This window comes from Mesorhizobium sp. L-8-10, from assembly GCF_016756635.1.
GTDB lineage: Bacteria > Pseudomonadota > Alphaproteobacteria > Rhizobiales > Rhizobiaceae.
This window is the reverse complement of the sequence record NZ_AP023263.1, coordinates 7,464,781-7,477,122: the sequence shown is the minus strand read 5'-3', so window position 1 is coordinate 7,477,122 and position 12,342 is coordinate 7,464,781. Positions and strand designations below refer to the sequence as shown.

Here is a 12,342-nt window from a genome sequence, read left to right as displayed (position 1 = left end):
CGGCAGGAGAAATGCAATGGCGATCAACCCGGTCCCAGATCATGTCCCGCCCGAAATGGTGAGAGACTTCAGCCTGTTCACATCGCCAGGCATGCCACCAACGCCCAACGGGGATCCACACGCAGCCGTCGCTTGCGCCCATGACGGGCCTCCGATCTTCTATTCCCCCTACAACACGCAAGATGGCCGGGGCACCTGGGTCATCACCCGCGCCGCAGATCAGCGTAAGGTGCTGCAGGACACTGAAACTTTTTCCAGCCATCGCAGCATCTTCTCCTCCATACTGGGCGAAACCTGGCCGACGATCCCGCTTGAGCTCGATCCACCGGCCCATGGCGCATTTCGCTCACTGCTCAGTCCGCTGCTTTCGCCCAAGCGGGTGACGGCACTGGAACCGGCTGTCCGTGAGCGAGCGATAGCCCTGATCGACCGGATCACCGCATCGGCCACGAGCTGCGACGTCATGAAGGATTTTGCCTTTCCGTTCACTGTCAGCATCTTCCTTCGGTTTCTGGGGTTGCCGGATCAGGGACTCGATACATTTGTCGGCTGGGCGAAAGATCTGCTCCACGGCGACGATGTGGAACGACCTGTGGCTGCCCGCAAGATTGTGGCTTTCATCGATGAACTTGCAACCAATCGCCGCAAGGATCCGGTCGACGATCTCATGACCTTCATCGTGCAGGCACAGATCGAGGGCCGCCGGCTAACCGACGGGGAGATCCGTGGCATCGGCGTGCTTGTGTTCGTCGCGGGACTTGACACTGTCGCAGCAGCTATTGGCTTTGACCTGGCTTATCTAGCGCGCAACCTCAAGGATCAGGAACTGCTGCGCAGCGAACCGGCCCGCATCCTGCTCGCAACCGAAGAGTTGCTGCGGGCCTATCCGCCCATTCAGTTGATCCGCGTGGCTACGAAAGATATCGACTTCGAAGGCGCGCCGATCCGAAAGGGGGACTATGTTTCGTGCGCCACGATGATTGCAAATCGCGACCCGGAGGAATTCGAATCCCCCAACACGGTCGATCTGGCGCGAGATCACAACCGCCACGCCGCCTTTGGCTATGGTCCCCACCGTTGCCTTGGCTCACACCTTGCCCGGCGCGAGATTGTCATTGGCCTGGAGGAATGGCTGGCGCGCATACCGACCTTCCGGATCAAGGAGGGTACAGCGCCCATCACCTGTGGCGGCCATGTGTTCGGGATCGAAAATCTGATCCTGGACTGGTCATGACCATCGCCGAGCCATGCCAAGACAATGGAGGCAGCGCTATGCGCATTATCGTCCACAATGCCAAATGCCAGGGTCACGCGCCGGACATCTTCAAGCTTGATGACGATGGCTACATCCTGCCCGGTGACATTCAGGTTGCGGAGGGGGAGCAACTGCTTGCGTCACAAGGCGCGCGATCCTGCCCCGAACGTGCGCTGGAAGTCGATCGCACCTCGGCAGCGCGGTTCGAACCAGCCGCCATGCAACCAAGAACTGGGGAAGCTTAGGTGGAATCGACGAGACGTGGCCCCACACCGCAAAGCAAGATGTCCGGCCGCTTCCCTGCCAACCTCCTCTCCGGCATCGAGACCTCAATGACACGCACGCGACACGTGAAGTTCGTCTCCGTTCTGGCTTCTTCAGTTGCCGATCGGTTCGACCTTGCACGCACCTAGAGGCACGAAACGCCTCTTCCAATCTCAAATTTGCGACAGAGCGATGGCAAAAATCACCGAACTGCGCGACCGCGAGGCGATCCGCGACTGCCTTTATCGGTACTGCCGCGGCATAGACCGCGCGGATGAGGCTGCGCTGCGCAGTGCATATTGGCCCGATGCGCATGACAATCACGGTGCCTATCGCGGCTCAGCCGAGGGCTTCTTTGAGTTTGCGCTTGGTCTCTTCAAAACCGGACCGCGCTTAATCCACCAGATCACGAACGTCTTGATCGAATTCATCGACCCGTCGGAGGCCGTGGTCGAAAGCTATTTCACCGCGCTGCAACGCGGACCAGACAATGACGGAGAAGCACGCCAGGTGCTTCTCTGCGGCCGTTACTGCGATCTTTTTCAGAAGAGGGAAGGGGCGTGGCGCATTGCCGAACGGACCGTCGTTTACGATTGGCTCGAAGAGCAGACCCCACCAGCGGTCCCCGAGGCAGAACGGTTCGGCTTGCGGCAACCGATCGGAGCAGCGCATCCCAATGACCCGGTTAACGCGCTCAGGAAGCGCCGCAGCTCGTCATCAAAATGAAAATGCCATGCATGTCACCACAATGCTTTCCAAGGCTCCCAATTGCGGAGCCGCGTCGCGGGAGCGGTCGCGGAACGCAACACGTCTACCCGGTATGGAAACTCGCCGTCACCAGGACGTCCGCGACCGGTCTTGCGGCTGACTCGCGTCGATATCTCTGACGCTGGCTGCGGAGAGGTTCATATGAAGCAGGCAGGACGGGTCGTCATCATAACGGGAGCGGCAGGCGGAATCGGCCGTGCGCTGGTCGAGATCGTTGCCGCCGATGGAGACATCGTCGTTGCGGTGGACCTTCCTGGCAGCGGCGTTCTTGAACTGGCCGGCGGTCTCGGCCATCCGCATCTGGGCCTCGAATGCGATGTCTCACGAGAAGAGGACATTGTCGCCCTATACGGCCGCATCGAAGCGCAGTTCGCGAAAATCGATGTTCTCGTCAACAACGCGGCGATAGGACCCGCCATGGCTGCGACTATCGACACCGGTTTCGAGGCCTTCCGACGCGTGCTGGCAACAAATCTGATCGGGCCTTTCATCATGGCCGGCGAAGCGGCGAGGCGCATGCAGCCCGGCGCTGCCATTGTCAACGTCGCTTCGCTGGCGGGCGTGCTCGGCAATCCCAAGCGCAACGCCTATGCCAGCTCGAAGGCAGGCTTGATCGCTCTCACGAGATCGCTTGCATGCGAGTGGGCCTCGCGCGGCATCCGCGTAACGGCGGTAGCGCCAGGATACGTGCGCACGCCGATGGTGGCGGAACTGGAACGTGCGGGCAAGATGGACCTCGCGGCCGTGCGCCGCCGCGTGCCCATGGGGCGAATGGCGCGCCCCGACGAGATCGCTCGGGCCGTGCGTTTTTTGGCCAGCGCACAGACGGGCTACATCACAGGATCGGTGCTGACGGTCGACGGCGGTTGGATGTCGTTCAACCAGCCGGGCGACGCGCACCCGCCGGTCGACGAGACGCCTCGAGCCGAACTCTTCCGGCCGGCCGAACGAACTGGCGCGCGCACAGTGGTCGTGACGGGCGGCGCGAACGGTATAGGCGCCGCCGTCGTTCGCCGCTTTGCCGCGAACTCCGACACAGTCGTGATTGCTGATAAAGATGGTGCTGGGGCGGCAGAACTCGCTGATTTGCTGGGCGGCAGGCACGTGGCGAAATCCGTCGACTTGGCGGTCGAGAGCGACGTGGTGGCGCTGTTCGAGGAAATACGGGGGCGCTTCGGTCGCATCGAGGTCCTCGTCAACTGTGCTGCTATTGCCGATACGTTTGTGCGAGGGATCGAAATCCCGCAACAGATCGAGCGGGTGCTGGACGTCAATCTCACCGGCACCTTCACCTGCGCGCGCGAGGCGATCAAGTCGATGGACGCCGGCGGCGTAATCCTCAATCTTGGATCGATCAATAGTTTCCTGCCCTTCGTGGCGCGCCATGCCTATGGGGCGTCCAGGGCGGGTATGAACATTCTGACCCGGTGCATGGCGGCCGAACTCGGGTCGGTCGGCATCCGAACGGCCACCGTCGCTCTTGGCTATATCCGTACGCCTGACATTGCTCAGTTGGTCGAGTCCGGCTGCATCGATTCCGTAGCGATCAAACGGCGCATCCCGATGGGGCGGATGGGAGAGCCCGAAGACGTCGCCGAGGCAGTGTTCTTTCTGGCCTCGCCTGATGCCTCATACGTAAACGGCTCGACCCTCTACGTGGACGGCGGCTTGACCTCGTTGGCTGACGCGCGAAACGCCCAGCCAACCGATCAAGAAAATCCAACGGAATGTTCGCCGGCGACGGGTTGCGGTTCGTCGAAGCCGACGAGGTTCGAGGATTGAGACTGCGGCTGCATGGAACGTGCCAAGCGCGGCTTGCCAAGTGATCGTCTTCATCGGTGACGGAAAACTCGTCATCAGGGTCGAATGACTAGCCAGGTTTTGGCGCTTGCCTGCGGCCGCCGAACGATAAGCGGCTTTGCGCAAGATCGTCGACTACGTCGTCGCCAGGCCGCATCGATACCGCGACCCACCCGCAATCGGCACAAGTCGAAGGCTTGATTGGCCACTTTGTGTAAACGAGGGACACGCCATGGAATTCGCGACGTTCATCTTGGCGGCCCAGCGAGGCTATCATCAATCGTGCGACAGCGTCATCGGTAACTCCATTGAACAGACAATCGCTTCGGAGCAGGCTGGCTTCAACACCGCTTGGTTCGCCGAGCACCACTTCAACAATTACAGCCTGGTTCCCTCGCCCTTGATGATGGTGGCGCACTGTGCTGGCCTTACGAGCACCATTCGCCTTGGCACCGGTGTGTGTGTGCTGCCGCTATATCAACCGCAGCGCCTGCTCTCCGAGATCGGCTTTGCCGAGATCGTTTCGAACGGCCGCCTCGAACTCGGCGTCGGCTCGGGATACCAGCAGTTCGAGTTCGAGCGCTTCGGCGTCGATGTCGATCAGGCGCCGGCCGTGTTTGCGGAATACCTGGATATCCTTCTCAAGGGCCTTAACCAGAAGGTCTTCGAGCACAATGGCCAGTATGAGAAGATACCTTTAACGGCGATTTCGCTGCGCACCATCCAAGGGCCAGCCCCACCGATCTGGATCGCCTGCGGGTCCGCGCGAAGCATGTGCCGGGCCTATCGTGAGGGCCACAATCTTTTCGTCACGGCGTTCCACAACGGCTTGGAAAACTTAAGAACGCTGCGTGAGACCATCGAGGCAGCAGCGGCCTCGCGGGGTAAGGATGTCACCGCCGCCAAGATAGGGCTTCTGCGCTGCTGCTATGCCAGCGACGATCAGGCGGAGATCGACAGCTATCTCGACAACGCCCGCTTCCAGCGCCGGCTATCTGAAGCACTTCATCAGCGCCGCCAGCAGAGCCGGGACGGCTATCTGCTGCAGGAAACACCGACGCAGCAGGATCTGTCGTTCGAGACCATGCGCCAGAACCTGCCGATCGGCAGCGTAAGTCGCGTCATCGATCGCCTGCTGGAAGAGATAAGTATCCTGAAGCCGGACCAGATCGCAATTCAGACCCAATTGGGAGATTTCGACCAAAAGACGATGCTACGCCAGATTGAGCTCTGGGGAGACAAGATCATCCCATCGATCAACAAGTCGCTTGGTTAGGTCAAGGCTTGAAGTTCGGAACGGCCACTGGGGGAGCTGAAATCTCGCATGCCGATGCTCGACACTTCGTCCATGAGGCATGGATAAATAATCAAGCCGACCGGCGATCACCGGGAGCGAAGACCAACGTCGTCCGTCCTTGCCTGCACGGACCGCCGGTCTTCCGCTCCCTGTCCATCTCGCTTGAGACCGTTGATCGGCAGCCTCGGAACGGCCGCCATGGCGTAGACGAATAGCCACTCCCGCTACCCCTCTTGTGTCCGAAGTTGGACGAGGATGTCGGAAGCCCGACAAATGTCGAGAGGGGACCTGGCCCGCCGGTATGGAGAACTGGTGCGGCGCAGGTGGTTCGCCAATTCGGCACGCGCCTTGCTTCATTGATTCTGTATGTGTGCACGACAGTGGCAGATCGCCGATCGGTGGGCAGAGCGGTTCGCCTCTGAAAGTACTTCGTCGGCAGCGATGACAGGCTTGTCGGCTGGACAGCGTCGGTGGAGGTGAGACCGTATGGTGGAGAGGCAGTCTGGTGCGCAGACGCGAGAGAGCTTGCGCCGAATGATCGCGTCCAGTGAACTCGCCTTCGCAATGGAGGCTCATGACGGCCTTTCGGCGGCGATTGCCGAGCGCGCTGGCTTCAAGGCGCTCTGGGCGTCCGGCCTCTCGATTTCATCCAGTCTCGGATATCGAGATGCGAACGAAGCTTCCTGGTCCCAACTCGTCGATGTCGTTGAGCGAATTTCCGACACGGTGGACATTCCAGTCCTCGTCGACGGGGACAGCGGGTTCGGGAACTTCAACAATGCCCGTTTGGTCGCCCGCAAGCTGCGCCAACATGGCGCGAGCGGCATATGTATCGAGGACACGGCGTTCCCGAAAATGAACTCGTTCATCGGTGATCGGCACCCGTTGGCCGATATTCCCGAGTTCTGCGGCCGGCTTAAGGCGGTGAAGGACCAAGTGCCGGATGCGGAGTTCGTTCTGGTCGCCCGGATCGAGGCGCTCATCGCCGGCCGCGGAGAGGATGAGGCGCTGGCGCGAGCACAAGCCTACGCTGAGGCCGGCGCCGATGCTATTCTGATTCATTCCCGCAAGTCCAACGCTGAGCAGATTTTCGCCTTCACGCGCGCCTGGCAGAACCGCCTTCCGGTCGTAATCGTGCCTACGAAATATTACCGCACACCGGTCTCCGCGTATCGGGCGGCCGGAATCTCCACGGTCATATGGGCGAACCACAACATGCGCGCGGCGATCTCGGCCATGCGCCAGGTCTGCGACCGCATCCTCCGCGAAGAAAGTACCGCCGGTATCGAGGACGAGGTGGCGACGCTCGACGAACTCTTCGATCTGCTCAATTACCAGGAACTCTCAGCGGCGGAAGAGAAATATCTGCCGCAGACGGCGACCGGCGTGCGGTAGCAGGCCCAGCCCGTCTTTGAAAGCAAACGAAAACGGGAGCGCACATGCTTGCGCATCGGACAAACCTGTTCGGTACATCGGGTACCGCCGCGGCGCGCGCTGCCGCAAAAGCGGCGGCCGATGCTGGCAAGGAGATCATCGATCTGACCGCCGGCGAGATCTGGAGCGAGCTTGCTCCCACGATTCGCGACGGCGCGATCGACGCCATCAATAAGGGCGTCAATCGCTATACCGATACGGTTGGCATGGTGGAGCTGCGCGAGGCACTGGCGCGGAAGATCTCCCTCGATACCGGACAGATCTGGAAGGCCGAGGAAGTTGCCGTGACGTCCGGAGCGAAGCAGGCCTTGTTCAATGCCGCAATGGTGCTGCTGAACCCGGGCGACGAGGTCATCATCCCGGCGCCTTACTGGACAACGTTTCCGGCCCAGGTGCTAATCGCCGGCGGCACACCGGTCTTCGTCGACACCAGATCCAACGGTTACGTCCCGCGCCCCGAGCACATCAAGGAGGCGGCCACCGAACGAACGCGGGCGATCGTCGTCAACACGCCCAGCAATCCGGCCGGTGCGGTCTACGATGTTGAGACCCTGATGGCCATCGCTCAACTGGCGGTCAGCCACAACCTGTGGATCATTTTCGACGAGTGCTATGGCGACTTCGTGCATGAGGATCATACCCACCATCCGATCGTCTCGGTCGCCCCCGAAATTCGAGCACGCGCGCTGATCGTCAGCTCCTTCAGCAAATCGCTGGCATTGACCGGCTGGCGCATCGGCTATCTGGCGGGTCCAAAAGAGGTGATCAATGCCGTCAACGCGCTGCAATCGCACACCACTTCGAATCCAAACGTAATTGCCCAGCACGCGGTGCTCGCCCATTTGCAAAGGGGTGGCTCGGACTATGAAGGCAAGCTGCGTTCACGCCTCACAAGCGCCAGACGGATCGGTCTTGACGTGCTTGCTTGGTTGACGCGTGTACCGGTCCCCAGGGCGCAAGGCGGCTTCTATTTCTATCTCGACCTTTCCCATCTGCTGCGATCGGCATCGGAAGACGGCGCCTCAACGACAGCCGACGATATCGTGACGGCACTGCTTGCCGAAACTGGCGTCGCAGCTGTGTCGGGCGCCGCGTTCGGTGACCCCGCCGGCCTGCGCCTGTCCTATGGAATTCCATCTGAAAAACTCGCGACCGGCCTGGCCCGGCTCGTCGAATTCCTCAACTCCTGGAAATGACACCGCAACACAACGAAAGAGGTGAATGAGATGCCTCCCGCTGCTCCCAGGAAAGCCGTCATTCTCGCTGCCGGCTTCGGCTCCCGCCTGCGTCCGCTGACCGATCTGTGTCCCAAGCCCCTCGTCGAAGTCAACGGCACACCGATACTTTACAATGCACTGTGGAACCTTCAGACGGTGGGAGTTGAAGAGGTGACGATTGTTGTCGGCTATCGCAAGGATGCCATTCGCCATGCCTGTGGCGAACGCTTCGGTAGACTTGAGATCAACTATGTCGAGTCCTCGGTCTTCGACAAGACAGGGAGCGCCTACTCGCTCTGGCTGGCACGCGACACGCTTCTTTCCGGCGACTGTTATCTCCTCGAAGGTGACGTCTTCTTCGAAGAAGATGCGCTGCGCCACCTGATCAGGGTGGAGGCGGCCAATGCCGCCGCGGTCGCGCCCTTCGATCCATCCATGGAAGGGTCCGCGGTCGTCCTTTCCAGCAACGGCTTCATATCCGAAGTCCGGTTGAAGCAGACGGCGGCAAATCTGGTATCAGGCACCCCGGTGCTCTTCAAGATGATGAACCTCATCCGGTTCTCTGGCGCCGAACTCCAAACGGCGATCGTCCCGGTCCTCCACGACCTGATCGGCTCGGGCGCAATCAAAGCCTATACCGAGGAGCTGCTCGCGCATCTCATCGAGCAGCGCGGACTGCAACTCGCCGCGGCGCGATGTGACGATTTGCGATGGTACGAGATCGACAGTGAACAGGACCTGCGGGTAGCGGAAAGGATTTTCGCCTTCGAGCGACCTCACAGACATAGTGCCGACGCGCCGGCCGCCGTGGCGGGGGTAGGAGGATGATCCGCTATCTGTTCGACGCTGCAAATGCCATTACAGCCCTTGGGCTGATATTGGCCACCACGGCGATCTACTTTGCTTTGATCGGGCGCTTCGAGATTGGCATCTGTTTCGGCTTGTGGGCTCTTTTGGCAGATGATGCCGACGGCATGGTCGCGAAGAGTTCCCCGAACCGGTCCGCTTTGATGGCACAGCTGGGTGGCGCGTTGGACGGGCTGCTTGATTTGGTCTACGCAGCCGTCTTTCCAGCGGTTCTGATTTTGTCCTTCAACGCGTTCTCCGTTCCCGCATTGTTGGCTGCCAACTGCCTCATCCTGTCAGGGGCTCTGCGCCTCAGCTATTTTTCGACGTTCGGACTGGACGCGGACGGATTCGGCAGAGGATTGCCGTTGAACAATAATCTCTTCGTGTTGGCGTTCCTCTTCGTCGCCGACCATCACTTGCCGGTGCAAGGCCTGGGCAACCTATTGATCGGTGCAGGGTTTGTGCTGTCGGTCCTGCATCTTTCAAACTTCAAATTTCCAGGTACCGGCAGTGCGTTGCGCTTGGGTAACCTTACACTCGCCGCAGCCGGATCTGTCGCCTTACTCACAAAGTGAATCAGTTTGCAGCTATAGGGAAGAGAATACATGGAAAACTCTTTCGAGGCCGAAACTCGCACCGTCTTTGATCGCTACCAGCGCCAGCAGGAGAATGACGACCACATATTCGACAGGTTGGTCTCTCTGATCGAGGAGGAATATTTCGGCTTGCCTACCGGTAGCTTCCGCGGTCTTGATGTCCTGGACGCGGGCTGCGGCTCCAACGCGAATGCGTCCTATGCGTTTCTCGACAAGGGGGCACGAAACGTTGTTTCGCTTGAATTGAGCAATGATTGGATGGATTGCGCGCGCAAACGCCTCAGCCGATTTGGGCCGCGCTCGGAACTGGTCGCGGGCAGTGTGCTCGATCTGCCGTTTGACGACTTCAGTTTCGATTTTGTCCATTGCGCAGGGGTTTTGCCGAACACCAGCAATCCGAAAAAAGGCTTTGAAGAGCTTGCCCGTGTAACCCGCCCCGGCGGCAGCTTCTTTTTGACGATTATGGGTACCGCCAACGGCGTCATTTACCGATGCATCAATCACTTGCGAGAACTCTACCAAAGCGACGAACAATTCCGCAGTTCCATTGACAATCTGGATGCATCCACCGCACGCGAAGCCATCAACTGGCTGTTGCGAATAAAGGACGGCGAAGAGAAAGAATATATACCTGGCGAAAACGAATTCTTTCGGAGTCTTTTTGATGATGATTTGTTCGTGACGATCCGGGATCGTTTCCAGGCGCCGACCTATCACGGGTTCGCCTTCACAGAGGTGCAAATCCGAGGCTGGTATGGCGAGTGCGGCTTCGAGAAGATCCGCAGGATCTCAAGGTATACAAAAAATTTCCATAATCTTCGGCGCTTTCTCGCTCCGATGTACCGTCATTATGACCACCCGCTGGCCCGCTTCTGGTTCGGCGATGGCTGCATCCAGATGATCGGCGAAAAGCCGAGCACGTAGTTGGCGTTATTCGTGCCAAGAGAGCGACCCCAATGTGCGGAATCTTTGGGATAGTCCTCAAAAACGAGGGAACACCCGTTTGTGCTGAGGCCGTTGAGCGTTGCGCTGAGGCTCTCGCTCATCGCGGGCCTGATGCCAGCGGCCTATACATTGATCAATCGGTCGCATTCGCGCATCGACGGCTATCGATTGTCGACGCTCATTCTCGTGCCAATCAGCCCTATCGCGATGACAATACCGGAGTTGTGGTGACGTACAACGGCGAGATATTCAACTATCGGGAAATTAGAGCTGAATTGAGGGATATGGGTTTTTCCTTTTCGACGGTGTCCGACACCGAGGTTCTAATTCTTAGCTATATTGCTTGGGGAAAGTCATTCTTAAACCGCCTTGACGGGATGTTTGCCTTCGCGCTTTTCGATCCCCGGAACTCGCTTGCTCTCATCGCCCGAGATCGTTTGGGGGTAAAACCCCTTTACTACACGATCTGCGATCTTGGCCTTCTCTTTGCATCGCAGCCGAACGCTCTCATTCGCTGGCCGGGCGTGATACGCGGACCCGACATCATCGGCGCGCTCAGTTTTCTTTCCTATCGCGCGGTTGTCGGTGCCAGGACGCTGTTCGCCGGGATCTCCAAGTTAGAGCCCGGCCATCTCCTCGCAATAAGGAACGGGCGACACACGTCCGAACGTTGGTGGAATCTGTCGGAGCGCATTTCGCGATCGAAGCCGGACTATTCCGACATAAGGAGACTATTTGGAAGCGCCGTCGAACGTCAGCTGGTGTCTGACGTACCGGTCGCCGCATTGTTGTCCGGTGGACTTGACTCGAGCATCCTCGCCTATGAGGCGTCCGCCCGCTCCCAAATCCGTCCGATCTGCTATACCGGCAAGGTCGAGACCGCCGATTATGACGAGACGGCTTATGCGATGGAGGTCGCCGCAGAATTCGGGCTCACTCACCGGGTCGTCCCAATTGGAGAACCTTCCGATATCTACGCTGTGTCAGAGCTGGTTCGCCTGCGCGGACATCCGCTTGGGATGCATAACGAAATCGCAATGTTTACGCTCGCAAAGGCGATTTCGAAGGAGCATAAGGTCGTCCTCACCGGCGAGGGTGCCGATGAGATTTTTGCTGGCTACAGCCGATTGTTCCGTACGCCGTATGATTACAATCGAAGCAAGATCATCGCCGCATTGCCACGTGCTCTTGCCCAGGTCGCACGCCGACGCCTCGGACTCGACGTCCATTGCAGTCAATTGCAGTTCTTCCTGGCGCGTTACAGCTACTTCCCGACCGATGAAATCCGCTCGCTTGCCATCGATGGGCGGATACGAAGGGAGCACGAGATGGCTCTGTTCGATCACTTCTCGACTCAATTTGCAGAGGCCGGCGGAGATTTCTTTAGCAAGATCTCATATGTTCTCGTCTCTACGCATTTGCCCGCATTGCTGGAAATGGTTGACAACACCACAATGGCAGCTGGGCTTGAAGCTCGCGTTCCTTATACCGATCACCAGCTCGTTACCGCCGCAATGGCGATGCCCGGCTCACAGCGGTTGAGGTGGAGGTCTCCAATCGCTTCGGTCCAGGCATTGTGGCATCCGGTTGCTTCCTTCAGCGAACGTCTCGACGTCTCAAAATATCCCTTGCGAAGGGAATACCGGAGCGTCTTGCCCAGATCTGTTCTATCTCGCAAAAAGATGGGATTTCCACTGCCACTGGGTCAGTGGGCCGTTGGCGAGGGAGCAACGGAATATCGAAGGCTGCTGTTTCACAAGGACTGTCCACTGGGAGATTTGTTCGATCCTGCTGCTTTGCGGCGTTGGTTCGAGGCCGGACGACGAAATCCTTCAGACTCGTTTGGTCGGAAGTTCTGGCTGTTGGCCAACCTTGGGATATTCTTCAAAGAGGTATTCTCATGACGAATATGCGAGC

The 12,342-nt window shown here is 59.1% G+C and carries 11 protein-coding genes; all 11 read left to right on the top strand.

The window, feature by feature from the left end; translation table 11 throughout:
* Nucleotides 1-16: 16 nt before the first annotated feature.
* Nucleotides 17-1,234, top strand: a complete 1,218-nt coding sequence (locus JN280_RS34840) for a cytochrome P450 (RefSeq protein ID WP_010913582.1) — start codon at nucleotides 17-19, stop codon at nucleotides 1,232-1,234.
* 38 nt (nucleotides 1,235-1,272) lie between these two features.
* Nucleotides 1,273-1,500, top strand: a complete 228-nt coding sequence (locus JN280_RS34835; RefSeq protein WP_202308790.1) for a ferredoxin — start codon at nucleotides 1,273-1,275, stop codon at nucleotides 1,498-1,500.
* 211 nt (nucleotides 1,501-1,711) lie between these two features.
* A complete protein-coding gene (locus JN280_RS34830) occupies nucleotides 1,712-2,245 on the top strand; it encodes a nuclear transport factor 2 family protein (protein WP_202308789.1) in 534 nt (177 codons plus the stop codon).
* 183 nt (nucleotides 2,246-2,428) lie between these two features.
* Nucleotides 2,429-4,069, top strand: a complete 1,641-nt coding sequence (locus JN280_RS34825) for an SDR family oxidoreductase (protein WP_202296335.1) — start codon at nucleotides 2,429-2,431, stop codon at nucleotides 4,067-4,069.
* Between the two features lie 250 nt (nucleotides 4,070-4,319).
* On the top strand, nucleotides 4,320-5,363 hold the full coding sequence (locus tag JN280_RS34820) for an LLM class flavin-dependent oxidoreductase (RefSeq protein ID WP_202308788.1): 1,044 nt from the start codon (nucleotides 4,320-4,322) through the stop codon (nucleotides 5,361-5,363).
* 507 nt (nucleotides 5,364-5,870) lie between these two features.
* Entirely contained in the window at nucleotides 5,871-6,779 is a 909-nt protein-coding gene (aepX, locus tag JN280_RS34815) for a phosphoenolpyruvate mutase (protein ID WP_010913588.1), read from the top strand.
* A 44-nt stretch (nucleotides 6,780-6,823) separates the two neighbouring features.
* Nucleotides 6,824-8,014: an aminotransferase class I/II-fold pyridoxal phosphate-dependent enzyme gene (locus JN280_RS34810; protein ID WP_202308787.1), complete on the top strand. Its 1,191-nt coding sequence runs from the start codon at nucleotides 6,824-6,826 to the stop codon at nucleotides 8,012-8,014.
* Between the two features lie 30 nt (nucleotides 8,015-8,044).
* A complete protein-coding gene (locus tag JN280_RS34805) occupies nucleotides 8,045-8,863 on the top strand; it encodes a phosphocholine cytidylyltransferase family protein (protein ID WP_010913590.1) in 819 nt (272 codons plus the stop codon).
* Nucleotides 8,860-9,459, top strand: coding sequence for a phosphatidylcholine/phosphatidylserine synthase (locus tag JN280_RS34800; RefSeq protein WP_136617683.1), 600 nt, complete (start codon nucleotides 8,860-8,862; stop codon nucleotides 9,457-9,459). The genes JN280_RS34805 and JN280_RS34800 overlap by 4 nt, the downstream gene beginning before the upstream one ends.
* Nucleotides 9,460-9,489: 30 nt before the next feature.
* Nucleotides 9,490-10,404, top strand: a complete 915-nt coding sequence (locus tag JN280_RS34795; RefSeq protein WP_202308786.1) for a class I SAM-dependent methyltransferase — start codon at nucleotides 9,490-9,492, stop codon at nucleotides 10,402-10,404.
* A 32-nt stretch (nucleotides 10,405-10,436) separates the two neighbouring features.
* Nucleotides 10,437-12,329, top strand: a complete 1,893-nt coding sequence (asnB, locus tag JN280_RS34790) for an asparagine synthase (glutamine-hydrolyzing) (RefSeq protein WP_202308785.1) — start codon at nucleotides 10,437-10,439, stop codon at nucleotides 12,327-12,329.
* Nucleotides 12,330-12,342 lie beyond the last annotated feature (13 nt).

What these genes read in the sequence shown, in the direction of transcription:
- JN280_RS34840 (WP_010913582.1), top strand. Translation starts at nt 17, where the DNA reads ATGGCGATCAACCCGGTCCCAGATCATGTCCCGCCCGAAATGGTGAGA.
- JN280_RS34835 (WP_202308790.1), top strand. Translation starts at nt 1,273, where the DNA reads ATGCGCATTATCGTCCACAATGCCAAATGCCAGGGTCACGCGCCGGAC.
- JN280_RS34830 (WP_202308789.1), top strand. Translation starts at nt 1,712, where the DNA reads ATGGCAAAAATCACCGAACTGCGCGACCGCGAGGCGATCCGCGACTGC.
- JN280_RS34825 (WP_202296335.1), top strand. Translation starts at nt 2,429, where the DNA reads ATGAAGCAGGCAGGACGGGTCGTCATCATAACGGGAGCGGCAGGCGGA.
- JN280_RS34820 (WP_202308788.1), top strand. Translation starts at nt 4,320, where the DNA reads ATGGAATTCGCGACGTTCATCTTGGCGGCCCAGCGAGGCTATCATCAA.
- aepX (WP_010913588.1), top strand. Translation starts at nt 5,871, where the DNA reads ATGGTGGAGAGGCAGTCTGGTGCGCAGACGCGAGAGAGCTTGCGCCGA.
- JN280_RS34810 (WP_202308787.1), top strand. Translation starts at nt 6,824, where the DNA reads ATGCTTGCGCATCGGACAAACCTGTTCGGTACATCGGGTACCGCCGCG.
- JN280_RS34805 (WP_010913590.1), top strand. Translation starts at nt 8,045, where the DNA reads ATGCCTCCCGCTGCTCCCAGGAAAGCCGTCATTCTCGCTGCCGGCTTC.
- JN280_RS34800 (WP_136617683.1), top strand. Translation starts at nt 8,860, where the DNA reads ATGATCCGCTATCTGTTCGACGCTGCAAATGCCATTACAGCCCTTGGG.
- JN280_RS34795 (WP_202308786.1), top strand. Translation starts at nt 9,490, where the DNA reads ATGGAAAACTCTTTCGAGGCCGAAACTCGCACCGTCTTTGATCGCTAC.
- asnB (WP_202308785.1), top strand. Translation starts at nt 10,437, where the DNA reads ATGTGCGGAATCTTTGGGATAGTCCTCAAAAACGAGGGAACACCCGTT.